This is a genomic window from Pandoraea cepalis (genome assembly GCF_902459625.1).
GTDB classification, from domain to species: Bacteria; Pseudomonadota; Gammaproteobacteria; order Burkholderiales; family Burkholderiaceae; genus Pandoraea; species Pandoraea cepalis.
On sequence record NZ_CABPRY010000012.1, the window covers coordinates 79,237 to 100,653 of the forward strand.

General features: G+C 62.9%; 22 protein-coding genes. 4 read left to right on the top strand and 18 right to left on the bottom strand.

All coding sequences use genetic code 11. The features are described from left to right. The first annotated feature begins 73 nt into the window (after nt 1–73). The gene (gene cynR / locus PCE31107_RS19935) at nt 74–1,030 is read left to right on the top strand and encodes a transcriptional regulator CynR (protein WP_150610400.1); all 957 of its coding nucleotides are present in this window, start codon (nt 74–76) and stop codon (nt 1,028–1,030) included. Here the strand turns inward: cynR and PCE31107_RS19940 are convergent. From PCE31107_RS19940 to PCE31107_RS20005, 14 genes are all read right to left on the bottom strand, one after another. Then, a complete protein-coding gene (locus PCE31107_RS19940; RefSeq protein ID WP_174966740.1) occupies nt 1,011–1,640 on the bottom strand; it encodes a methyltransferase family protein in 630 nt (209 codons plus the stop codon). The two genes, cynR and PCE31107_RS19940, sit on opposite strands and share 20 nt — an antisense overlap. A gap of 213 nt (nt 1,641–1,853) precedes the next feature. Next, nucleotides 1,854–2,825 (bottom strand): type II secretion system F family protein, encoded by a 972-nt coding sequence (locus PCE31107_RS19945; protein WP_150610401.1) that lies wholly within the window; start codon nt 2,823–2,825, stop codon nt 1,854–1,856. 23 nt (nt 2,826–2,848) lie between these two features. Further along, nucleotides 2,849–3,826 (bottom strand): type II secretion system F family protein, encoded by a 978-nt coding sequence (locus tag PCE31107_RS19950; protein WP_150610402.1) that lies wholly within the window; start codon nt 3,824–3,826, stop codon nt 2,849–2,851. Between the two features lie 42 nt (nt 3,827–3,868). Beyond that, entirely contained in the window at nt 3,869–5,179 is a 1,311-nt protein-coding gene (locus PCE31107_RS19955; protein ID WP_240756316.1) for a TadA family conjugal transfer-associated ATPase, read from the bottom strand. Between the two features lie 87 nt (nt 5,180–5,266). Further along, nucleotides 5,267–6,475 carry a CpaE/TadZ family protein gene (locus PCE31107_RS19960; RefSeq protein ID WP_150610403.1) on the bottom strand — a complete coding sequence of 403 codons (1,209 nt, stop codon included), beginning with the start codon at nt 6,473–6,475 and terminating at the stop codon, nt 5,267–5,269. Nucleotides 6,476–6,503: 28 nt separating this feature from the next. Then, nucleotides 6,504–6,944, bottom strand: coding sequence for a TadE family protein (locus PCE31107_RS19965; protein ID WP_130026361.1), 441 nt, complete (start codon nt 6,942–6,944; stop codon nt 6,504–6,506). Beyond that, on the bottom strand, nt 6,941–7,462 hold the full coding sequence (locus tag PCE31107_RS19970) for a TadE/TadG family type IV pilus assembly protein (RefSeq protein WP_150610404.1): 522 nt from the start codon (nt 7,460–7,462) through the stop codon (nt 6,941–6,943). Before PCE31107_RS19970 ends, PCE31107_RS19965 begins: the two co-directional genes overlap by 4 nt. 9 nt (nt 7,463–7,471) lie before the next feature. Then, nucleotides 7,472–8,704 carry a pilus assembly protein TadG-related protein gene (locus PCE31107_RS19975; RefSeq protein WP_150610405.1) on the bottom strand — a complete coding sequence of 411 codons (1,233 nt, stop codon included), beginning with the start codon at nt 8,702–8,704 and terminating at the stop codon, nt 7,472–7,474. 145 nt (nt 8,705–8,849) lie between these two features. Further along, on the bottom strand, nt 8,850–9,182 hold the full coding sequence (locus PCE31107_RS19980) for a hypothetical protein (protein ID WP_246181899.1): 333 nt from the start codon (nt 9,180–9,182) through the stop codon (nt 8,850–8,852). A 24-nt stretch (nt 9,183–9,206) separates the two neighbouring features. After that, a complete protein-coding gene (locus PCE31107_RS19985; RefSeq protein ID WP_150610406.1) occupies nt 9,207–10,982 on the bottom strand; it encodes a type II and III secretion system protein family protein in 1,776 nt (591 codons plus the stop codon). An 82-nt stretch (nt 10,983–11,064) separates the two neighbouring features. Then, nucleotides 11,065–11,904, bottom strand: coding sequence for a Flp pilus assembly protein CpaB (gene cpaB / locus PCE31107_RS19990; protein ID WP_150610407.1), 840 nt, complete (start codon nt 11,902–11,904; stop codon nt 11,065–11,067). A 12-nt stretch (nt 11,905–11,916) separates the two neighbouring features. After that, nucleotides 11,917–13,350, bottom strand: coding sequence for an ATP-binding protein (locus PCE31107_RS19995; RefSeq protein WP_150610408.1), 1,434 nt, complete (start codon nt 13,348–13,350; stop codon nt 11,917–11,919). A 31-nt stretch (nt 13,351–13,381) separates the two neighbouring features. Continuing rightward, nucleotides 13,382–13,921, bottom strand: coding sequence for an A24 family peptidase (locus PCE31107_RS20000; RefSeq protein WP_150610409.1), 540 nt, complete (start codon nt 13,919–13,921; stop codon nt 13,382–13,384). A gap of 117 nt (nt 13,922–14,038) precedes the next feature. Beyond that, entirely contained in the window at nt 14,039–14,224 is a 186-nt protein-coding gene (locus tag PCE31107_RS20005; RefSeq protein WP_130026354.1) for a Flp family type IVb pilin, read from the bottom strand. Between the two features lie 1,214 nt (nt 14,225–15,438). Here PCE31107_RS20005 and PCE31107_RS20010 point away from each other — a divergent pair. The 3 genes from PCE31107_RS20010 to PCE31107_RS20020 are packed head-to-tail and all read left to right on the top strand — an operon-like array spanning nt 15,439 to nt 18,720. Next, on the top strand, nt 15,439–16,734 hold the full coding sequence (locus PCE31107_RS20010) for a glycosyltransferase family 87 protein (RefSeq protein WP_246181900.1): 1,296 nt from the start codon (nt 15,439–15,441) through the stop codon (nt 16,732–16,734). Nucleotides 16,735–16,763: 29 nt separating this feature from the next. Then, nucleotides 16,764–17,678: a phosphatase PAP2 family protein gene (locus PCE31107_RS20015; RefSeq protein ID WP_174966736.1), complete on the top strand. Its 915-nt coding sequence runs from the start codon at nt 16,764–16,766 to the stop codon at nt 17,676–17,678. Beyond that, entirely contained in the window at nt 17,659–18,720 is a 1,062-nt protein-coding gene (locus tag PCE31107_RS20020) for a glycosyltransferase family 2 protein (RefSeq protein ID WP_130026351.1), read from the top strand. Before PCE31107_RS20015 ends, PCE31107_RS20020 begins: the two co-directional genes overlap by 20 nt. Nucleotides 18,721–18,724: 4 nt before the next feature. Here PCE31107_RS20020 and PCE31107_RS20025 read toward each other — a convergent pair whose 3' ends face one another. The 4 genes from PCE31107_RS20025 to PCE31107_RS20040 form a co-directional block, all read right to left on the bottom strand. Beyond that, complete coding sequence (locus PCE31107_RS20025; protein ID WP_150610412.1) at nt 18,725–19,099, bottom strand: GtrA family protein; 375 nt, start codon at nt 19,097–19,099, stop codon at nt 18,725–18,727. A gap of 3 nt (nt 19,100–19,102) precedes the next feature. Further along, on the bottom strand, nt 19,103–19,840 hold the full coding sequence (locus tag PCE31107_RS20030) for a class I SAM-dependent methyltransferase (protein ID WP_150610413.1): 738 nt from the start codon (nt 19,838–19,840) through the stop codon (nt 19,103–19,105). A gap of 181 nt (nt 19,841–20,021) precedes the next feature. Then, complete coding sequence (locus PCE31107_RS20035; RefSeq protein WP_150610414.1) at nt 20,022–20,447, bottom strand: cupin domain-containing protein; 426 nt, start codon at nt 20,445–20,447, stop codon at nt 20,022–20,024. A 77-nt stretch (nt 20,448–20,524) separates the two neighbouring features. After that, nucleotides 20,525–21,352: an AraC family transcriptional regulator gene (locus PCE31107_RS20040; protein WP_150610415.1), complete on the bottom strand. Its 828-nt coding sequence runs from the start codon at nt 21,350–21,352 to the stop codon at nt 20,525–20,527. Nucleotides 21,353–21,417 lie beyond the last annotated feature (65 nt).

A 21,417-nucleotide genomic window follows, 5' to 3' on the forward strand; every position in this document is an offset into this window, starting at 1 on the left:
CCTCTGCGCGTCGATTGAGTCCAAGACGTGGTTGCAATGGTCCCGATAAGTTCAAGTTATGGAGAGCCGCGCCGTGGTTCCACGTCAGATTCGATATTTGCTCGCTGTTGCAGAGCACAAGAACTTCACGCGTGCTGCCGACGCGTTAGGTGTTTCCCAGCCTGGGTTGTCGCAGCAGATCAAGCAGCTCGAGGACTACCTCGGCACGACGTTGTTTGATCGATCCGGACGGTCGATCCGACTCACCGATGCCGGTGAGACATACGTTGCGCATGCGCGCAAGGCGCTGTTCGAGCTTGAAGCCGGGTGGCGAGCGTTGCAGGAGGTGGAGGATTTGTCGCGCGGGGTGCTTCGCGTGGCGTGTACGCCTTCATTTACCGAATCGCTGATGCCGAAATGGGTGCACTCGTTTCACGAGCACTATCCGAACGTCCACGTGTATTTGTCGGAAATGTCGCTCGACGCCATCGAAGACGCGTTGTGCGCGGATGAAAGCGACATTGGCGTTGGATTCACCGATGTTCGAACCGAAGGCATCCAGGTGACGCCCCTATTCGAGGAGCGGGCAACGCTTGTCGTCAGTTCGGCGCATCCACTGCGCTGCGCGGGGGGTGCCATCACATCGGCGCAATTTGCGAGCCTGCCGCTTGTGATGCTCGTCGAAGGTTTTGCCGCTAGGACGTATGCGGATGCGTACTTCCGAGCGCACAAAATCGCGCCGAACATCGAGATCGAGGCCAACTCGATCAGCGCGGTACTGAGAATTGTCCAGCTTGGGGGGATGGCCACCGTATTGCCCCAGGTCAGCGGGGACGTGCCGACAGGGCTCTCGCATCTCGATTTGCCGGAGCCCATCACGAGCCGTACCGTGGCCATTCTCGAGCGGCAGCGGGTCCACCGAACCGCCGCCGCAAAGGCCTTTGCGAACATCGTGATGTCGTCGACGCGTCAGCTTGGGCTTGCGTCGTCATTCATCGACGACGACCTTCGTCGGCCCGACGGCACTGTCGTCAGAACACCCCGGGGATGACGCGGTAACGCACGTTGGCTCGATAAGCGCGATATTCCGGGTCGTGGGACAAGAGCCGTTCTTCCCGAAGCAGACGTCCAATCTGAAGGACGTACAAGCCGGCATAGACGAGGAGATTGCGCCAACCGAAGTTCGTCGACAGAAAGCCCATGTCCGTGATGAAGTAGCCGAGATAGATCGGATGCCGGACAAGACGATAGGCGCCGCGGGTCACGATGCCCCGGTTTGCCGGCAAGATGCCGAACGACCGGCGCAACGACGCCTTGGCGAGCAGTTGCCACAGAATGCCCGCACAACACAGGGTTGCACCCACCTGCTCCGGGATAAGCCGGATCCCTGGCGCCAGCTCGATAGCCAGGAAGTAGAACGTGCCGCCGACCGACAGCGCAATGCTCAGCGGTCGCCAGTCGCGCTTCTCGGGAATGCGGGCAAACAGCGACAGACCGACGGTCAACGACGACGCAAGCGCAAGCAGCAGCACCGTCAGACGGGCCGGGTCCAGGCGCCATTGCAGGATGGCCGAATACGCAAAGATGCTCAGCAGCAGCGCCGAGCACACGCGCACCGATATCTCCACCGCCATTTCACGCCAGTGGGGTCGAGACTGCATGCCCGGTTCGTCACGGGACAACGCACCGTCCAGGGGCAGATCCACGTAGTTTTTGCTTTCCATGATCCAGGTCCTTGATGCTGGTCACGTCGGCACCTCGCGTGCCGGTCGTTTTTGCTCTGTCCCCGCGCCGCGAACAACGCCGGGTGTTGCCGTCAAGCGATGCCGGTGTAGTGCCGGCGCAGGCGCCATCGTGGTAATGCCATGCCGGCGCTAATGGATCGAACCGGAAAGCGAAGGCAACAACACCCGGTAGATCTGAAGGAACGCCGGGCCAAGCAGCACCAGCAGCAATGTCGGGAAGATGAAGAAGATCAGCGGGAACAGCAGTTTCAGCGCGATTTTGGCCGCGCGCTCCTCGGCTCGCAGCCGCCGCTTCATTCGCAAGGTCTCCGACAACACCCGCAACGACGCCCCGATGCTGGTCCCGAAGCGCTCGGCCTGGATCAGCATCGACACGAACGTATCGATATCCTCGACGCCCGTTCGCAGGCTCAGATTGCGCAAGGCACGCTCCTTGGAATAGCCCGACCGGAGTTCGAGCAACATCAAGTCGAATTCGTGCGCGAGCACCGCGCTGCGAACGTGAATTTCCTTCGCGACACGGGCCAGCGCCGCATCGAGGCTCAACCCCGCTTCGACACACACGGTCAACAGATCGAGTGCGTCCGGAAAATCCTCGAAAATCACGCGTTGGCGCCAGGCGATTCGGCGCGTCAGAATGCCGTTCGGCAAATAGTAGCCGATCGCACCGAGCAACAACAGAACGCTCAGGAGCAGCGTGCGGTTGATCGTCGTGTAGTGCGTGCTCGCAACGTAGTAGCCGATCAACGGCAGCACCAGCGCCAGCAATGTCTTGGCCGCAAAGTAGAGCGCGGGCGCCGACGCATCGCGCCAGCCGGCGTTCATGAACTGCACCCGCAGGACGGAATGCTCCCATCCCTCTTTGGGCAACGAGAGTTTCGAGATCGGTTGCGACCATTCGGCGAGGCGCTCAATCCACTCGCGTGTACCGGTCGGCTCGCCGGGCGCGTCCGCCGACGCGCCGGCGCCGAGGGCCCCCACGCGAGCGCGCGCTTTCGCTTTCTGGGGCCAGAACCAGATCGCTGCGACCAGCGCAATGCTGAACGAGATCACGAAGACGCCGACCAGCAGGACCATTTGGCCTTGATTGAGTTGTGGCATGACAGTTCCCCCGCCGTCGCCGTTCACACGCGGATACGAATAATCATGCGCATCCACACCATTCCCAACGCCATCAGCACCAGCGCCACCACGGCCAGCTTGATGCCGGCGGGGTCGTGCCAGAGAATTTCAAGAAACGCCGGGTTGACCACCATGATGATGCCGGCGGCGCCGAACGGCAGCACCTCCAGAATATTGGCGGACAGACGTCCTTCGGCCGACAGCACCTTGACCTTTTCATACAGCTTGAGCCGCTCTCGCGTGAGCTCGGCGATGTTGCCCATGATCTCGGCGAGATTGCCGCCGCTCTCGCGCTGAATCATCACCGCAATGATGAAGTAGCGTAGATCGGCAACCGGCACGCGTGTCGCGAGGTTCAGCAGGGCGTCGTTGAGGCTGACGCCGTAGTTGATTTCGTCGAACATGATGTGGAACTCGCCACCGATAGGGGCCGACATTTCATCGCCGACCATCTCGATCGCCCCCGTGAACGCATGCCCTGCGCGCAACGCGCGGGCGATCATGTCGGCCGCTTCCGGCAACTGGCGTTCGAGCTGCGCAAGTCGACGTCTGCGACGACGCATCACATACAGGACCGGCAAGCATGCCGCCAGCGGCCCTGCGATCAGCGCCAGGCGCCACGGCAGCGGCAACATCAGCACCAGGATCACTGCCCCGGCGCCCAGTAGCAGGATGAACGTCAGCAGGCGGCTCACCGACCACGATAGCCCCGACTGCAGGATGAACAGATCGAGGCTGTGCACACGGGGCATGCGCATCAGAAGCTGTTCCAGTCTCGGCGAATCGCTCAGCATCCGCGTCTTCAGGATCGACGTGTGCTCCCGGTCGACATGGCCGCCGGCCGAGAGCGAACGAATGCGCGACTCGATCCGTTTGGCGGCTGCGCTGTGCTGGTTGCTCCACCACTGATAGACGGCTTCGATGGCCAGTACCACGGCCGCGAAGAGCAGAATCGCGAAAATGTAGAAGTACGGACTCATCGTTTCCTCCCACTGCGGGACGCCCGTCGGGCGGGGGTATCGTCACACTTCCAACCGGCGCGACGGATCGTAGATGGCATCCGGCAAAGCGACGCCGAATGCCTGAAGGCGCTCGGAGAACTTCGGACGTACACCGCTGGCGACGAAATGACCTTTCACTTCGCCATTGCCGCCGACCCCGGTCCGCTTGAACGTGAAAATCTCCTGCATGGAGATGATGTCGCCTTCCATCCCCGTGATTTCCTGCAGGCTGACCAGCCGACGACGTCCATCCGTGAGGCGCGCCGTCTGCACGATCACGGTGATGGCAGAAGCGATCTGCTGACGCATCGCCTTGGGCGGCAGTTGCAGGCCCGACATGCTGATCATGTTTTCCATGCGGGTCAGGGCATCGCGCGGGGTATTCGCGTGGATCGTGGCGAGCGACCCCTCGTGACCGGTATTCATGGCATTGAGCATGTCGAGCGCTTCCGCGCCGCGCACTTCGCCAAGGATGATGCGGTCGGGGCGCATCCGCAACGCGTTGCGGACCAGCGTGCGCTGCGTGATTTCGCCCTTGCCCTCGATGTTCGGCGGACGCGTTTCGAGCCGCAGCACATGCAGCTGGTGCAACTGTAGTTCCGCGGCATCTTCGATGGTCACGATGCGTTCGTTGTCCGGGATGAAGCTCGAGAGGATATTGAGCAAGGTTGTCTTGCCGCTGCCCGTGCCGCCTGAGATCAGCATGTTGACCTTGGCGTGAGTCAGCGCGGACAGTACTTCGGCCATCGGCTCCGTGAGTGTGCCGAGCCGGACGAGGTCGGCCATCTGCAATGCGGTGGTGCCGAAGCGGCGAATCGACAGCAGCGGACCGTCAATCGCCGACGGGGGAATGATGGCGTTGATACGCGAGCCGTCCGGCAGGCGGGCATCGACCATCGGACTCGACTCGTCGATGCGGCGCCCCACGCGCGAGACGATCTTCTCGATGATCTTCATCAGGTGCGCGTCGTCGTAGAACGTCACGGCCGTCGATTCGAGCTTGCCGAAGCGCTCGACATACGTGCGCTTGTGCGTGTTGACGAGAATGTCGGAGATGGTCGGATCGCGCAACAGCGCTTCGAGCGGCCCCAGGCCGAACATCTCGTCGTAGATGTCGCCGGCGAGCTGCCGGCGCTCCGCGTCGTTGACGAGCACGTTCTGCTCGCCCACGACACGATCGATCAACTGTACGAGTTCGTGTTTGACTTGCGTGTCCGACAGGCGTGCGAGTTTTTCCAGCTCGACGCGTGCCAGCACCATCTCGTGCATCTTGCGCTTGAGCTCACCGTAATGCGGGCCGATACCGGAGGCGACCTGGAGCGGTGCAGCCATGCGCTCCGACGACGTGGCCGGACTCAGCAAAGACGGGGCATCGAGGATTGGCGACATGATGATCTCCCAGAGGCAAAGTTTCGACGATCAAACGAGGGTGGGCCGCCCGGCCGACGCCTTGCGGAAGAGCTTGCCGATGAACGAACCGTGGTTCGCCGGCGCGATGCCTGCGCTCGCGTGGGCGCCCACCATGCTCGATGCCAGACCGCCCAGCGCCCGGGTCAGGGCACTGCGCTTGAACAACGTGAGCACCGGTACGCCTTGGCTGGTGGCGGCGGCAGCGACCGCGTCCTCGTCGGGCAAGACTGCCAACGCCGGCTTGCCGATGACCTTCGCCACCTCCTTGACCGCGACAGCGTCGTGCCGCCCGGCCCGATTGAGCACGTAGTGGACCGTGTCCATGGCGACCCCCTGGCGGCGCAGCACGTCGAACAGCCGACGACTCGCCCGCAGGAATGGCATGTTCGCCCGCAGGACTACGTAGATGTGATCGCTGCGCTGCAATGCATAGAGGGAGAGCGGGTTGAGGATCTGGCCGATGTCGAACACCACCAGGTCGTAGCGGCTTGCGGCTGCCGTGAGAATGCGCTTCAGGCTGGCTTCCGTCACACCGAGCGCGGCGACCGGATCGCCGGCGCCGGCCAGGACATCGAAGCCGTCGTCGACGTGCGTCACGCACCCTTCGAGGAACGAGGCGTCGATGCGATCGGCTTGCGCGCAAACGTCCGGCAGGGTCGTTGGCGGCGTCTTGTCGCTTATCAGGAACGCCGCGTCGCCGAACTCCTGGGCGAGATCAATCAGCAGCACGCGGCTGCCGGTCTGCACCGCAAATTGATAGGACGCATTGCTCGCCACGAAGCTGGTGCCGGCGCCGCCCTTGCACGACATGAACGAGACGGCGCGCATCGGGTGCGGCGCATCGTGCCCGTGCTGCATCGACGCCCGGGCGAGGGCGTCGGTCAGCGCGTGTTGATCGACCGGCCAGGGCAGCACGTCGCGGGCGCCGGCGCGCATCGCCGAAATCAGCAAGGCGGGCGACGATTCGGCCGACACGAGGATGCAAATCAGTTTCGGCAACTGCTGGCAGAGCATTTGAATGTCGTGCAGTTCGCCCTGTTGCATGCCTGGCAAATCGATCACCGCGACATCGTGTTCGCTCAGCCGTGCGGCCGACGTGAGCAATTGGGCCGGCGTGGCGAGCAGCGTCGAGCAATCGTACTCGGGGCGGTCGCGCGCGAGGCGGGCGATCAACGCCAAACGGTCCGATGCTTGCGAAACGAGCAATACTTTCAGCATGATGGCCTCGTCTGTCTTTTTGCGATGTTCAACTGCATACGTTCCCACCGGACGCGCTGCTCAGGCTTTCGCGCGGCAACGTCGTGGTGAATGGAGGCAACGTGACCGAAATCGGGACAAAGGGAATGAAGGTGTTGACGGTTAGCCCTGTGTAGCTGACCGTGACGAGCGAGCAACTGCTCGTGTCGCAACCCGGCGGCGTGTACGCCACCTGGATATTGGCCGTGGCGAGTTGTGGCATGAGGCTGATCATCTTGCTCTGCACCGCGCTCGCGCCCACGTCGCAGACGACCGCTACGCGTGCCCCCAATCGCGCCGCTTCCGCTGCGGTATTCCAATAGAAGAGAATGCGCGCAAACTCCATCAGGCCGATCAGCAAGGTAATGAACAAGGCCGAGACAATGGCGAATTCGACGGCGGCCGCGCCGCGCTGGGCGGCGCGCCGACAGGATAGGCGAGGGGGCTTCATAGCACTTGCCTCATGACGGTCTTGATATCGCCGAACGTCAGACCGGAGAAGTTCAGGATCGCCTGGATCGGCGAGTACTGATATCCCGAAATTTTGACCGACACCAGATTGATGGTGCCGACCGATGTGCCCGCGTTGCTGTTGTTGGTGGCGTCGTACACCATGTAATTGGCGTATGTCAGGTCCTGGCAGCTTGGCGCGGTGGTGCTGCTGCGATCGCAGACCACCACGTTCGATGTCGTCAGATTGCCGATCAGCGGCGTTCCGGTACAGCCGGTATTGCCGTACACGGCCAGGCATTTGGCCCCTGCGAGGGGGTAGTTCGGGTCTATCGGCGAGAATTCGGACAGATAGCGCGTGGCGTTGCGAACCGATTTCGTCAGGGTGTCGTACTGGTAGATGGCGTGTCCCATCTCGACCATCCCGCCGAACAGCCCGAGCAGCACGGGCAGCACGAGACCGAACTCCACCGCGACCACACCGCGCTGATTTCCGTGACGATAACGCAGGGGTGTCATGGTCGCCTCCTATTGCACGAGGACCGGTACCAGCGGCCCGACGGCGCCGACCGACCCAGGCGTGCCTTGCGTCGCGCACGGGCTGCCGACATCGCTCGCTTTTCCGCGATACTCGAGATGAACCGAATCGATATTGCCGCCCTGTTGCATCGGATCGAGCATCAGCACGCACACCCAGCCCGTGAGGGTGAAGATAGCCCCGCCGCTGCCTTTGCCGGGGTTCGAGCAGTCGACCATTGGCGCAATCGGCAGCCGCCGGTCCGCCCCCGCCTGATACACCGACTTCGCCGCCGCGGTCCCTTTGGTCTTCAGGCCCGTGGCCGTATCGCCCTGATACGGCGCGTTGTTTTTGCGCTGCGTCACGAAATCGTTGTAGGCGTTGGCCTGCGCGCTCCATGTCGTGGCGTCATACGCGAAGCCGGTGAAGTCCGTGATCGACGTGCCGTCATTGGGCGGTGTCCCTCCCGGGTAAATGCCGAAGCGCGTGTTGTAGGCGGTATCGAGCGACGCTTTGTTGCCCGCCGTGCCGACGGTGGTGCCTACAACGGGCAGGTTGCATTGCCCCGACCCTGTGAGCTCGCCCGAAAGCGATGGCGTGCCGCTGTTGCCGCTGCCGGTGAGGTTCGCCCATCCGAAATCCCCGCCCGCATAAGTCCCCGTGGAGCTGTCGCCCTTGCCAACCAGCCATTGGCCGATGCTGTAGCTGCTTGCCGGCGAGAATTTCGATGGATCGCAAACGAAGACGGGGATCGCACATGTCGTCTGCGCCGAGGTCGTGGTCGCCACCGCGCGTGCCGACACAGAACCGGGGCCGATGCTGACACCCGGCAGCACGTTGAGTACCTCGATGAGCCAGTTGGCGATGCCGCTCATCGCGGTGGTGCACTGCACGTATTTGATGCTGGCCAACGATCCGGTCACGCTGCCCTTGTCGACATAGGCGCCGGTCGCCGTCGTGCTGTACGTCACGCTGCTATCCACCGTCATGGTCACGGGGGTCGACTGGAACAGGGCGGTATTGATATGCCCGGCGGCGATGCCGGCGGCTTCGGATACTGACAGCGGGGTTGCGCCGGTCAGGTCTCGCGCGGCCGACAGCGCGCAGGCATCGGCGCTGTTTTGCAGTTCGCTGCGCGTGACATAGAGCTTGCCGAGATCAAGCGCGAGACCGGCGAAACCGATCAGGACCGCCAGCATCAGCCCCACGACAATCGCGATGGCGCCGCCTTCGCGTCGCGGCATCCGACCTCGGGCACGGCGTCGAGTGTGGAGGGTTCGCATGATGAGCATGCCTCGCTTGAGCGTCAGGGTGATGGAGTGGCGGGCGCCTGTCGCGCCCGCCGCACACGCAGCGTTACGAGTGCGTCGGGAACGTGTTTCGGACGCGCTACTGACCGGTATCCCCGGACGGCGCCGACATGGGCGAGCCGCCGCTGCTTACGCCGATGACGAACGGGCTGGCCGTCGGCGTTGGCGAGCGCAGCGACTTGTCGTAGTTTTTCATCGCGGCCACGGCGGCACGACCGTCTGTGCCGCGCACGTCGTCATCCGTCGGCGGCCCGGGATGAATGATCTGGGCGTGCATGACATTTCTCACCGACTCGCCCATATGCGCATCCCATATCGGCGATGAACTCATGCAGCCGGCAAGCGTGAGGCAAACCGCAGTGCTCGCGCCGATGGCGGCGCAGCGCAACATCATCGTGGTGACTGTTTTCATGATGGTTCCCCAGGATCACGGGTCTCAATGGGTGTAAAGCTGGCGCATCGGATCGATCGACGCGGTGCGTTGGGGCGTGCCGGCCTCGGGCGCGACGCTCACGTCACTGCGCACGGTGTTCGGCGCCGGCTTGGCCGGGACACTCGACAACGAAGCATCGCGCGCCGCGTTCACCGACGGACTGACGCCATCGGCGGGCCGGGTGACGGGCGTCGGTTGCAGGCTCGACGGCGGCACGCCCGGTTGCGGCGGCGGTGCGGCGGGCGTGTCTTGTGCCGGGGATTGCGCCGGGGCAGGGGCCTGGACGGGCGCCACTTTGCGACGTCCTTCCATATTGCCGGTCGCGTAGACGTCGATGGCGCTGGGCGTGGTGAAGCTGTCCGTCGGCAATGGCGGAGTTGCCGCCGTGCGCAGGGGTTTCACGAGATGCGGCGTGATGATGAACACCAGTTCGGTCAGGTCGTTCTGGAACGACGTGCTGCGCATCAGCGCGCCGAGCACGGGGACTTCGCCGAGACCGGGGAACGCTTTGAGCGCACCGCTCACGTTGTTTTGCAGCAGACCGCCGATGGCGAATGTCTCGCCGTCGCGCATCTGCACGGTCGTGGATGCGCGGCGTGTCGTGATCAGCGGCAGGATGTTCACGCCGCTGACATTGGTGGACGTGAGCGTCACGCCCGTCGGCGACAGCTCGGAGACTTCCGGCGCCACCTTCAGGTTGATGCGGTCGCCGTCAAGCACGGTCGGCAGGAACCGCAGGGCCACACCGAACTCTTCTTGCTGAAGCGTGATCGTGGTGGTGCCGTTGGAACTGCTCTGTGGCACCGGAATGAAAATCTTCCCGCCGGACAGGAAGCTGGCTTCTTGTCCAGACAGCGTCACCAGATTCGGTTCCGCGAGAATCTTCACGAGGTTGTCCGTCTTCTGGGCATCCAGTTGCATACTCAGCGGGAGCCGGTTCGATTTGGACGCTGACAGGAGCGTCCCCGCGCCCGAGAGCAGGCTGCTCACGATCCCACCGGTCCAACTTCCGAAGCCGCCCTGCAGGTTCAGTGCCGACCCCATCTGGTTGATGAGGGTCTTGGAGACCTCCGCGACCTTCACCTCCAGCATGACCTGTTGCGGCGCGTCGACCGCCATCATGTTCAGGACATGCCCTTCCGTCTTGCCGCGCTTGGCATACGCCTGTGCGATCTCGACCACCTGCTGGGCGGACGCCGCACTCGAGACGCGTCCGGCCAGGACCAGGTCACCGCCCGCGCTTGTCACGCGCACGTTCCGTTCGTCGGGCATCAACTGCGAAATCGACGACTGCAGGCCGCCGGCATCGCTGTTGACGGCGACATTGATCACGTCGCAGCCGCCGCTGCGTCCCTGCACGATCATGTTGGTCGTGCCGACCGCGAGACCGAGCAGGTACATGGTCTTGGGCGCCACCATCGCGGCCTGTACTACCGTCGGATCGCCGAGCGTGCGGTTGCGCACCGGCTCGTCGAGCTGAAGTATCGTCGACTTCCCGATCGGTACGGTGACGTCGCGTGTGCTCCGCAGATTTCCCGTGCAGTTGGGGCCGCGCACGTTCACGGCCGGTTGTACCGGGGCAGTCGGCGCCATGCTGATCGTCATCTGCACCGGCCCGCCGGCGGCGACCCGTTTGCCCGGCGACGAAGTGCCGTTGGCAATGACACCGTACTCCGCAGCGGTCTGCGCCCCGGCGTGCGACATCGCGACGAGCGCGCAACAAGCGAGCGCAGCGATCGCCATGGGGCGTGCCTGACAGGTTTTGCGAATGTTTTTCATGATGTTCCCCGGGGTAGCACGCCTTGGCGCGCAGTTCGGCATTGCCGTGTGACTCGTGACAGCGTTGACAGGCCTGTTGTAATTAGAAGCACTCCACGCCGCCGTGCGCGCCCGACAGCACGCCCACGCAGTCGCCCAAGCGTGCCGGCGCGGGCCGCGAAGGCTTGCGTATCACCGCGGCACGCACGGGCTCACGGGCGGCGACGGGCGGTGCCGCCGGTTCGTTCAGCAGCGTCATCTTGGTCGCGCCTGTGGTCGCCAATGCCGCGCCGTCGACCTGGTTGCGCAGTACCAGCGACAATGTGCCGACACTTCGCGCGAGGTCGAGCTTTTCGGCTTGCTCGGGCGTGACTTCGAGCGTTACGGCGTTGACCACCTTCGGCGCGGTATCGTCGCGGCTGACTTGCTGCGCCACGGCGAGCACCAGGATCTTCTCCAGCACGATCTTGGAAATGCTCTGATCGGTCGGCCCTTTGCGCTCGGTCTCGCTGGTGTTGACGATGACGTCGACGTAGTTGCCGGGCAGCGCGAAGCCGGCCACGCCGACCACGTCGTTGACTCTCACCGTGATGGCTCGCTTGCCCTCCCCGATGACCGCCGACAGACCGCCCTTGGTCCCCAGCGGTGCGAGCTTCGATTCGAGAATCGGCTCGCCGCGCTGCATGCCGACGCGCGCGACGCGGCCGTCGAGCAGCTTCGGATCGTGGAACGCCCCTTGCGGGATGCTGTCGGCGGGCCAGTTGGTCATCCTGATGAGTTCGGTATTGAGGGGCTGGCCGAGGCTGACATCGCCGGCGGCCACGGCAACGGAGGTCACCGAAGCCGCGGACTGACGCGACAGCCATTGGGCGGCAAACACCACCGAGGCCAACCCGGCCACGATGGCGATCAGCAACATCGATAACGCCTTCGGGTTTTTCATGATCGTTGCTCCTCAGTGATGATCGAACGGTGTGGCGAAAGGGGCGTCGCCAAGCGAGCGCATGCCATCGTCCTGCCAACTTCGACGTCCCCGGTGATTCATGTCGAAGTAACGGCGCCATGCATCGTCGAGCAGGTCCGCGGTCACCGTCATCGCGCTTTCCATATAGCGACACTCAGCTTCGACCTGCAGCAGCAAGTCGCGCGGGTAGCAGGCCATCAGCGGCGTAGCGGACATGCCATGAAGCTTTTGCGTCAGGTAGTCGAAGGCGTCGTCTCCTGCGACGAGCCCAAGGCGCCGGCATTCGGCATCGAAGATGCGGCGATAGGCGTCGGGCTCCATCGCGCCCACGTATAGCTTGCAACCCAGCCTGCGCAGGAAGGGTTCGTCGCAAAGCTCCCACGGATTGAGGTTCGACGAGAACACCGGCCATACGTCGAATGGCACGATGAAGCGGCGTCCGGTGTGGAGCGTGTGGACATCGATGTTGCGATCCAGCGGCACGATCCAGCGATTGGCGAGCGCCTGGGGCGGCGCCATCTGACGGCCGAAGTCGTCGATGATGTAGATGCCGCCATTCGCCTTCATGTGCGGGGGCGCTTGATAGAAGCCGGTGGAGGCGTCGTAGCAGACCTCCAGCATGTCGAGCGTCAGCTCGCCGCCCGAAATCACGAGCGGGCGCTCGCACCAAAGCCAGCGGCGGTCCCGCAGGTGCGGCTGGCCGGCAACACTCGCGTCGGCCACCGGCACGTGCACGAGCGGATCGAACACCTGGATGACCTCGCCCGACACCGAGATGGCGAAGGGGATCGGCGCCGCGCCCTGAAGCAGCGTGCCCAGGCGCTCGGCCAGGTAGGTCTTGCCGCTGCCTGCCGGGCCGAACAGCATCAGAGGGCGTGCGGCGTTGAGCGACGACGCGATCTCATCGAGCAAGCGAGAATCCAGCGTCGTGCCCTTGAAAGCTTGTTTGACAAATGTTCTCTTGACCTGCAACTTGCGCACGGAGTGGGCCTTGACCGACGTTACATAGGCGTCGAGCGTCACCGGGGCCGGTCCGACATAGCTGCACAGGTTCATCGCTTCGCGCGCTCGCGTATGTCCCGCATCGGTCAGCCGGACATGGACGTCCGCGTCCAGGGCGCCCCGGTGGGTGATCTCCATCAGATGTTCGCGCACGGTGAAGGCGATCAGCTCGTCGAGCACGCTCAGCGGTAGCTTGAGACCGTCCATCAGTGCCAGCAGCGTTGTCTTGCCGCTGACGAAGCAGGATTTGCTGACGAGATCGACGAGAAACGACATGTCGAGTCCCGTGTCCGCCACCGACCGGAGCGCTGGCGCTGTGTTGGCGCCTGCCTCGTGGCCGTTCGCAAGATGCGATGGCTTCAATGGCGACATGCCGTCTTTGCCTTGCGGCGTCGTCGAATCGGTTACGCTGTGTTGATCCATGATGCGTACCCCGTGACTGTTTCCGTGGAGTTCAGGCCTGCGCGAACAGGACGCCAATCGTGCCCAGCGCGATCGCCAGTCCGTAAGGAATGGCGCCAACCGATGCCGTAGCGCTGCCAGAGGCGGGCGCACCATGCATGCGGGGGCCCCATTGGCGGACGATGGCGCGCGTGTTGGTGAAAAGTTGCGCGACGTTTCCGCGCAAGAGCGACAAACCGACGCTCCAGATGCCGCCGAGCATGAAGGTGGCGATTGCCACGTCGAAGGCCTGATGTGCGCCGATCCATGCGCCGACGGCCATCATCAGCTTCACATCGCCGGCGGCCATGCCGCGCAGCAGATAGAACGGCAGGAACATCGCCAAACCGGTCAGCCAGCCCAGCGCCCATGCGGCGCTCCCGTCAAGCCAACCGTGGACCCAAATCTGCATCGCCAGCGCGGTAAGCCATGCGCTTCCGACCAGGCGATTGGGAATGCGTCGGGATTGCAAGTCGCAGGCGGCGGCCGCGACGACCAGGGTCACCGTGCCGAATGCGCTCAGGTTCGGTGCCATGATGGTTGCTTCATGCATGATCGTTACCTCGCCTATCGTTCGGAATTCGCGTCTCGCACTCGCGGGGGGAGAGTGCGGGTGGCCGGGGGGGAGCGGGGTTCGCTCCTTGAGGCCACCCGCTTTGGCATCGTTCGCTCAACCGTTCGCCGACGTCAGCGCGGAACCGATCTTGCTGAACGTCGAGTTGAGCTGCGTGCCGACGATCGTCACCGAAGCGAGGATCACGACGGCGATCAACGCGGCGATGAGTCCGTACTCCACGGCGGTGACACCGCTTTCGTCCTGGATGAAACGTTGGCCAAACTTGACGATGGTTTTCATGACAATCTCCTTGCACTTGAGGTGGCGAAATATCCTTCGTTGGCACGACGGATGGGGGAGGAAGAACGGCTCGATGTTTTGCGGCCGCCCTTCGAAAGGGGGTACGTGTCGGCACGGCATCGACCCATGCGAGCGATGGACGACGTCGTGACTTGACGGGTGACGGGAGCTGGGAGCGTGGCGGGTCGCGTGGCGCGGCACGCATGCCGCCGTACGCAACAAGGCAGGCTCGCCGAAGGCGCGGGGCTTGCGTGCCCGAGCGGGCGCCCTCGGCGATCTGCTGAGAAGCATGGATCTGGTCCACACATTTTTTTATACCCCTATCGGGCGACCGCATGGCTTGATGACTTCGCCTGCGGCTATTCGCCGGCGCCGCCCCATCCTGCGAGATCCTCATCTCGCTCGGACCGCCGAGATCTGCCGCGTACGGCTACGATCTTCAACCGGTCCGCCCCGTGATTGAGCGGCACGCCAGGGACTGTGCAAGAGACGGGCCAGCTTCCCCCCGAACGCTGATCGGGCGGCCTTCTCACGGCCACCTCGCGTTGGCGCCGGGCTGCCAGCCTAGGAATGTTTCGCGAAAAACGTTTCAGAACTGAAACGTGCAAGCGCAAACCCTGCCCTCGTCACGCCTTTTCCGCTAACCCGGAGAAACGTCATCTTTTAATTTTTCACTGGTGAAAACCCTTTGTTCGCATCCCAAAAGTAAGGGGGATCACGAATCGGGAAACCAATTAAATATATTCACCGATGCGTGCCATGGATAAGGGGTATCACTAACAAAAAAAGATGCTAATGAGCCGAGCGAATAGTTCTGAAAAAATCTGCGAAAGCCAATGCGCAAGCCAATCTTCACCACATCGAATGTTTAGCGAAAATCTTGATTAAATGCTGTGATTCGCTATTCGTGTGATGTCGAGGAGCTTCGCTTCTTCGCCAATAATGTGGAAGGTAAGAAGTCACGGAAAAATGAAGCAAATTTGAAACGTCGGGTCTTTGTTTGACCTAAGTGCCGGATTGTTTAGGAGAAACACTGACTTGAAATTTAGTTAGGAAACCGCAAACAATGGTTTTCACAAAGCGCACGATATCCCGAGCCGTCAGCAACGACACGCGTCACAACATGCACTGTGACGACGCACTGTCAGATGAAAATTGAGGCGGCAAGGGTTTCACGCAACCGTTGCGTTGATGTGATCTTTCGGGGATACACCATGAAGGCCAGACGCCGGACGGACGTTCATCGTGCGCGCTCGCTCATGCGGACCGGCATCCGGACGTCCGCACGTGGCGGCGGCGATGCGCCGCCTCACTGGCTCGATGTACGACGCTTGCGGCTGTACCCCCTCGCTGCCCTGATTTGTTATGTCATCCTGGCGATCGGATGGGTTGTTCGTCGCACCGTCCTGCACCAACCGGAGGTGCCGCCGCTCGCCCTCGACTTTCTGCCGTTCTGGAGTGCTTCCTATCTCGGGCTGAACGGGCACGCGCTCGACGCCTACGACGTGATCAAACTGACGCGGGTTGAGATCCTGGTCGAGCCGTACATGCGCGACCTGAACGGCATCATGCCGTGGTTGTATCCGCCGACGATGCTGCTGTTCGTGCTGCCGCTCGCGTTGCTGCCATTCTGGGTGGCGTATGGGGTCTTCGCGTTTGGCGCGCTGCTGCTGTTCGTGCGCGTCGTGCGCATGATCGCGCCATGGCCGCAGGCGATTTGGCCAATCCTCGGGTTCCCCGGCATTGCGTTGGTACTCGTCGCGGGGCAAGCCGCCTGTCTCACCGCCGGGCTCGCCGGGCTTTCGCTCTGGCTGCTGCGTAGACACGCCGGGTGGGCTGGGGTCTGTGCGGGCCTGCTGTTCGTGAAGCCACATCTCGCGATTCTTTTTCCGCTGGCATTTCTTTGCTGTCGCGCCTGGCGCGCGCTCGCGGCATGCCTCGCAACCGCGCTGACGTCCTGGCTGCTCAGTCTCGTTGCGTTCGGTCCGGAAACCCTGCTGGCGTTCCTGCACGGCGCGCAGGCGGCACAGGGCACCGTTGCCGAGGGCCAAGCGCATTTGTTCAGGATGCCTACTGTTTTTATCATGGCCCGCATGATGCATGCGCCGATATTAGTCGCTTATGCCTTGCATGCCATGGCGGCGCTAGCGGCGGCTGTGGTCGTCGCGAACGCCTGGCGCAAGCCGTGCGCCTATCCGTTGCGCGCCGCCGCGCTCGTGACCGCCAGCCTGCTGATCAGTCCCTATCTCTATGACTACGACATGGTGTGGCTGGGGCTCGTGATTGCATGGCTATGTGTTCATGGTGTGGCGCGCGGCTGGCGCGCCGGCGAACGCGAGTGGCTGGTGCTGCTCTGGCTTACGCCCTTGCTGGGCCTTGTTGTGGTGGATTTTGTCGGCTTCCAGTTCCTGCCGTTCGTCACATTGACGACCCTCGTCGGCATCCATCGCAAGATCCGTTTCGAAACACGCGCAGTCCTTACACAACCGATCTGCGAGGCGGCAACATGAACTGGCTGTGGATCAACGTCGGCATTGCCTTGGCCGCCGCCATCGGATTGGCCGTGCTGCGGATCGGTATCGCCCCCGTTAGCCTTGTCATGCCGGCACTGGCCTGCGTCACGCTTGCCGGCGTGTGGATTGTCTACACGCGTTATCGCCCGGACGAACGGATCCGCACCGCGTGTTCCCAGGTCATCCTCCTGATTGTCTTCAGTCATGTCGCGGCACTGCTCAGCTATGTAGTGGTCGCGACCGATGCCCCGCTTGTCGATGTCACCCTCGTGAGAATGGATGCCTGGCTGCATTTCGACTGGCCGACCTGGCATGCGTTTGTGCGTGCCCATCGGCCGCTGTCACTGGCATTCGCGCTCGCTTATGCCAGCGGCATGCTGCAGATTGCTTTCGTGGTGGTGTTCCTGTCGCTGACCGGACGTTTGGTCGAGGTGCGCGTGTTCTCGACGGCCATGGTGTTGTCTTGTCTGGTAACGATCGCCGTCTCGGGCATTGTGCCGGCGGCCGGCGCCTTCGTGCATTTCGGCGGGGACCCGGCGAAGCTCGCCGATCTGACCCATTTCGACGCGCTTCGACAGCATCGACTCGCGGTCGTCGATCTCGGGCAACTTCAGGGGCTGATTTCAATACCGTCCTATCACGCGGTGCTGTCGGTCCTGCTCATCCAGGCAGCCCGTGGATCTCGGCGGCTCGCTCGGGTGTTCCTGCCCTTGAACCTGCTGGTGATTGTGTCTGCCATCAGCGAGGGCGGTCACTATCTGGTCGATATTCTTGCCGGCATTGGCGTCGCTGTCCTTGCCATCCTCGTCGCGCGTCGTCTCCTTGGCGTCGTGCCGGAAACCACGATGGCGACGCGTCATGTCCTCGCGGGCTCAAGCGGCGCCGTGCCGCCCATCGCCTCTTCGGAACAGGGAGTCCCTCATGTCCAAATCCACGGATAAAAAGCGGATATCGCTCGTCGTGCCGTGCTTCAACGAGAGCGAAGCCATCGACCCGTTCTTCCGAAGCATTGTGCCGATTCTGGAGCGCATGACATCGATTACGTTCGAGATCGTTTTCGTCAACGACGGCAGCCACGACGACACGCTGGAGCGACTCCTGGCCTATCGTAGACGCGACGCTCGGATACGCGTCATCGACCTGACGAGAAACTTCGGCAAGGAAGCCGCGCTCACCGCGGGCATCAGCGAAGCGACCGGCGATGCGGTCATCCCGATCGACGTCGATCTGCAGGACCCGCCGGAGTTGATGGTGCGGATGGTGGCGTTGTGGCGGGAGGGCGCCGACGTGGTCCTCGCCAAACGGGCGAACCGCGCATGCGACCCCTACCTCAAACGGGTCACGGCGGGCATGTACTACCGTGTCCACAACTGGCTTTCCGACGTGAAGTTGCCGGAGAACGTGGGTGACTATCGTTTGATGGACCGTCGTGTGGTGAACGCGCTCAAACGTTTGCCCGAGCGACGCCGGTTCATGAAGGGATTGTTTGCATGGGTCGGATATCGCACTGCCGTCATCGAGTATGAACGGCTGCCTCGCAGCGCGGGCCAATCAAAGTTTTCCGGATGGCGTTTGTGGAACTTCGCGCTTGAGGGCATCACGAGCTTCAGCACCTGGCCACTGCGAAGCTGGACCTACGCGGGGCTTTCGATTGCCCTCGTCGCCTTTTTGTATGGATCGTTCATCATCCTTCGCACGTTCATTCTCGGTATCGATGTGCCAGGCTATGCGTCGTTACTGAGCGTGCTCCTGTTCATGGGCGGCATCCAACTGATCGGCATCGGTGTCGTGGGCGAATACGTGGGCCGCATTTACGACGAATCCAAAGGGCGGCCGGTGTATCTGGTGCGGCACCGGTATCAGGGCAGCGGCAAGGTGAGTCAGCTTCCCACGCAGGCGCTGCCGCGCGCTCGCCAAGCGACGACACGTTTGCGTGAACATCGGTCGCACACGGTCGCGGCGAGGCACTGGGGCGCGCACTGAGCGTTTAGCGATACGTCCAGTGGCGATGCATCAGGTACGTGACGGGCGGCACTGTCGCGACGACCGTGGCAATGCCGAGCCATGCGGCCCCCCCCATTGCGGCCACGGCGTGCGCAATCGCCGTGGTCATGCTCAGCCCGACCAGTGACACCAACGCGAAGCGGACGACGTTGGCGTGATCGATGCGCGATGAGAAGCTCCACAAGGTGTTGAGCAAATAGGAGCAGATCGTTGCGATGCAAAACGCGGCGGCGTTTGCGAACGTCGGTCCGACCGGTGTCGTCGCCAGCAACGTCGTTGCCGCAGCCACATGCACGCCGGTGGATGCCACGCCCGACACGCCGAAACGAACGAAACGTCCCTGCGTCCGCGAGGCCATGGGCTAGGGCTTCGCGCGGAGCACCGCCAGCAGCGACACGCCGAACGGCAGGTCGACATGGGGCAGGACCCAACGCTCCGCGCTGAAGATCCGATAGAGCGAGGTGTTGAGCCACGATGGGGGGAGGGTGGTGCCGGAGGCGACCGATGCGTGAAGCAGTCGGTCTTTCATGCGCGCGACGACAGCCAGGGGGAACAGCGCCGTGTTGAAGTAAGTTAGGCGCTCGATGGCGAGCCCGGCGGACTCGACGGTCTTCGTCAACGTCTGCCGGCTATAGCGCCGATGGTGGTGCAGCATCACGTCGTGCTGGCTCCACATCCACGCATTCGCCGGCACGGACACCAGTACGGCGCCGCCCGGCGCGAGTCGATCGCGAACACAGCGTAGCGAAGCGACATCGGGTCCGATGTGTTCCAGACAGTCGAAGAGGCAGACCAGATCGTAGCGGGAGCCGTCGAAAGGCATATCGTCGGGGCAGTGCCCTTGTCGAATGTCGAAACGTCCGCCGGTTTTTTGGCGGGCGATGGCACAGGCGTCGGTATCCATCTCGACGGCATGAACACGGCCGTGGGCGGCAAGCATGTCGAGGTTGCCGCCGGTGCCGGAACCGATTTCCAGAATTGCGGCATCCGTGGGCAACGACAAGCGACGGATGACATCGCCGAGAATGCGTCTGCGCCCCTGGAACCACCAGTGATGGTCTTCGGTGCCGGCCATATCGAGATAGGCTTCAGGCGACATGGCGTTATTCTCCCCCCCCCGTAGTCACCACTGCGCCGCAGGATCGACGGCAGTGTGCGTTCAGTATAGGCAGGCGGCGCGATCGAAGCCAGACGGTATCGGGTAATCCTGAGTCGATGCCGGCAGGCTTGATGCACAGAAGTTCAAATTTCTTGATCTGACCAGTGCGCCGGAGGCCGCTTTAAATCCATTGATCGTTCTCGACGGTACGCTCGCCCGTCGCGCCCTCGCCTGTGTTCACCACACCTCGTGGTTCGATCAGCAGCAGTTTCACTTCTGCATTTGCACTGGGCTTGTGCTCGACGCCTTTGGGCACCACCGCCATTTGACCGGCATGCAGCACGATCGAACCGTCGCCCGAAGGCCCGGTACGAAAATCGATACGCAACTCGCCTTCGAGCACAATAAACGTTTCGTCGGTATCGGCATGCCGGTGCCAGAGGAACTCGCCTTCAACCTTTACGACTTTGAACTGATAGTCGTTCATTTCAGCGACGACGCGCGGTTGCCAGTGACCGTCGATCTGCGCAATCTTGCCGATCAGGTCGATGGTCTGGCACTGGCCGCGCTCGGCGGGCGCGGCGATGTGGTTCGAAGATTGGGACATCGTTCTCTCCATTCATGGGTCAATGCGCCGAGGGTACGCATGTTCCTTGCGGCCGTATTGAACGATCGTGGATGTCGTCAACCGTGCACGACACCACCCGCGATCTGGAGCCAGCGCCCCGGCGTGAGCCCGAACGTCTTCGCGAAATGTCGCGTCATGTGGCTCTGGTCTGCAAAACCTGCGGCCACAGCGGCGTGAGCAAGCGAGGTGCCGGCAAGCAGCAAGCGGCGCACCATATCGAGGCGCCGCATTGTCAGATAACGATAAGGGCTCGTACCGTAGAACGCGCGAAAGTCGTGCGACAGGCTCCAGCGATCACGGCCCGTCGCCACTTCGAGTTCATCCAGCGTGACGACGCGCAGGCAGTTTGTGTGCAGGTAGTCGCGTGCGCGCCGCGCTGCGAGGAAGTCGCCTTTCACGCGTTGCGCGGGCATGCGCGCAACGGCGGAAAGTGCGTGTGCCAGTTCGGCGAGCGCATCGCTCTGTTCGAGCGGTTCGAGCGTCGCGCCGACGTGCTGCAGCAACGTTGTGGTTGCCGCAGCAAGGCGCGGATCGGTCGTCACGCCGCCTTCGATGAACGGCAGCGCGCGTCCGCCGAGTACGGCCTGAAAGAACGCAGGCTCGACGTAGATCATCCGGTAATGGAATCCTTCGTCGGTGCCCGCCTGGCCATCGTGGGCCTCGTCGGGATGCAACACCATCGTGTTGCCGGGCAGGCTGTTTCGCTGGTCGCGCCGATAGTTGAAACGCTGAACACCGGCGAGGGTGCGGCCAATCGCATAAGTGTCGTGGCGGTGCATGGCATACGCATTGCCGTGAAACCGTGCTTCGATGCGCTCGACGCCATCTGTCGGCTCGGCGCGCCTCACCCAGTCGGGGTGTGAGCGCGATGATGATCGGTTCATGATGTATGGCCTTGGATAGCCTGAGGTGTCGCGAGGCGGTGCGGGCGCTCAGGCGCGGTACGGTG

Excerpts from the sequence above, each read along its gene's own strand:
- PCE31107_RS20000 (WP_150610409.1), bottom strand. The coding sequence starts at position 13,921 with ATGCATGAAGCAACCATCATGGCACCGAACCTGAGCGCATTCGGCACG.
- PCE31107_RS19950 (WP_150610402.1), bottom strand. The coding sequence starts at position 3,826 with ATGAGTCCGTACTTCTACATTTTCGCGATTCTGCTCTTCGCGGCCGTG.
- PCE31107_RS19970 (WP_150610404.1), bottom strand. The coding sequence starts at position 7,462 with ATGACACCCCTGCGTTATCGTCACGGAAATCAGCGCGGTGTGGTCGCG.
- PCE31107_RS19945 (WP_150610401.1), bottom strand. The coding sequence starts at position 2,825 with ATGCCACAACTCAATCAAGGCCAAATGGTCCTGCTGGTCGGCGTCTTC.
- PCE31107_RS20010 (WP_246181900.1), top strand. The coding sequence starts at position 15,439 with ATGAAGGCCAGACGCCGGACGGACGTTCATCGTGCGCGCTCGCTCATG.
- PCE31107_RS19985 (WP_150610406.1), bottom strand. The coding sequence starts at position 10,982 with ATGAAAAACATTCGCAAAACCTGTCAGGCACGCCCCATGGCGATCGCT.
- PCE31107_RS20020 (WP_130026351.1), top strand. The coding sequence starts at position 17,659 with ATGTCCAAATCCACGGATAAAAAGCGGATATCGCTCGTCGTGCCGTGC.
- cpaB (WP_150610407.1), bottom strand. The coding sequence starts at position 11,904 with ATGAAAAACCCGAAGGCGTTATCGATGTTGCTGATCGCCATCGTGGCC.
- PCE31107_RS20030 (WP_150610413.1), bottom strand. The coding sequence starts at position 19,840 with ATGTCGCCTGAAGCCTATCTCGATATGGCCGGCACCGAAGACCATCAC.
- PCE31107_RS20035 (WP_150610414.1), bottom strand. The coding sequence starts at position 20,447 with ATGTCCCAATCTTCGAACCACATCGCCGCGCCCGCCGAGCGCGGCCAG.
- PCE31107_RS20025 (WP_150610412.1), bottom strand. The coding sequence starts at position 19,099 with ATGGCCTCGCGGACGCAGGGACGTTTCGTTCGTTTCGGCGTGTCGGGC.
- PCE31107_RS19960 (WP_150610403.1), bottom strand. The coding sequence starts at position 6,475 with ATGCTGAAAGTATTGCTCGTTTCGCAAGCATCGGACCGTTTGGCGTTG.
- PCE31107_RS19940 (WP_174966740.1), bottom strand. The coding sequence starts at position 1,640 with ATGCAGTCTCGACCCCACTGGCGTGAAATGGCGGTGGAGATATCGGTG.
- PCE31107_RS19995 (WP_150610408.1), bottom strand. The coding sequence starts at position 13,350 with ATGGATCAACACAGCGTAACCGATTCGACGACGCCGCAAGGCAAAGAC.
- PCE31107_RS19955 (WP_240756316.1), bottom strand. The coding sequence starts at position 5,179 with ATGGCTGCACCGCTCCAGGTCGCCTCCGGTATCGGCCCGCATTACGGT.
- PCE31107_RS19980 (WP_246181899.1), bottom strand. The coding sequence starts at position 9,182 with ATGAAAACAGTCACCACGATGATGTTGCGCTGCGCCGCCATCGGCGCG.
- PCE31107_RS20040 (WP_150610415.1), bottom strand. The coding sequence starts at position 21,352 with ATGAACCGATCATCATCGCGCTCACACCCCGACTGGGTGAGGCGCGCC.
- PCE31107_RS19965 (WP_130026361.1), bottom strand. The coding sequence starts at position 6,944 with ATGAAGCCCCCTCGCCTATCCTGTCGGCGCGCCGCCCAGCGCGGCGCG.
- PCE31107_RS19975 (WP_150610405.1), bottom strand. The coding sequence starts at position 8,704 with ATGCCGCGACGCGAAGGCGGCGCCATCGCGATTGTCGTGGGGCTGATG.
- PCE31107_RS20005 (WP_130026354.1), bottom strand. The coding sequence starts at position 14,224 with ATGAAAACCATCGTCAAGTTTGGCCAACGTTTCATCCAGGACGAAAGC.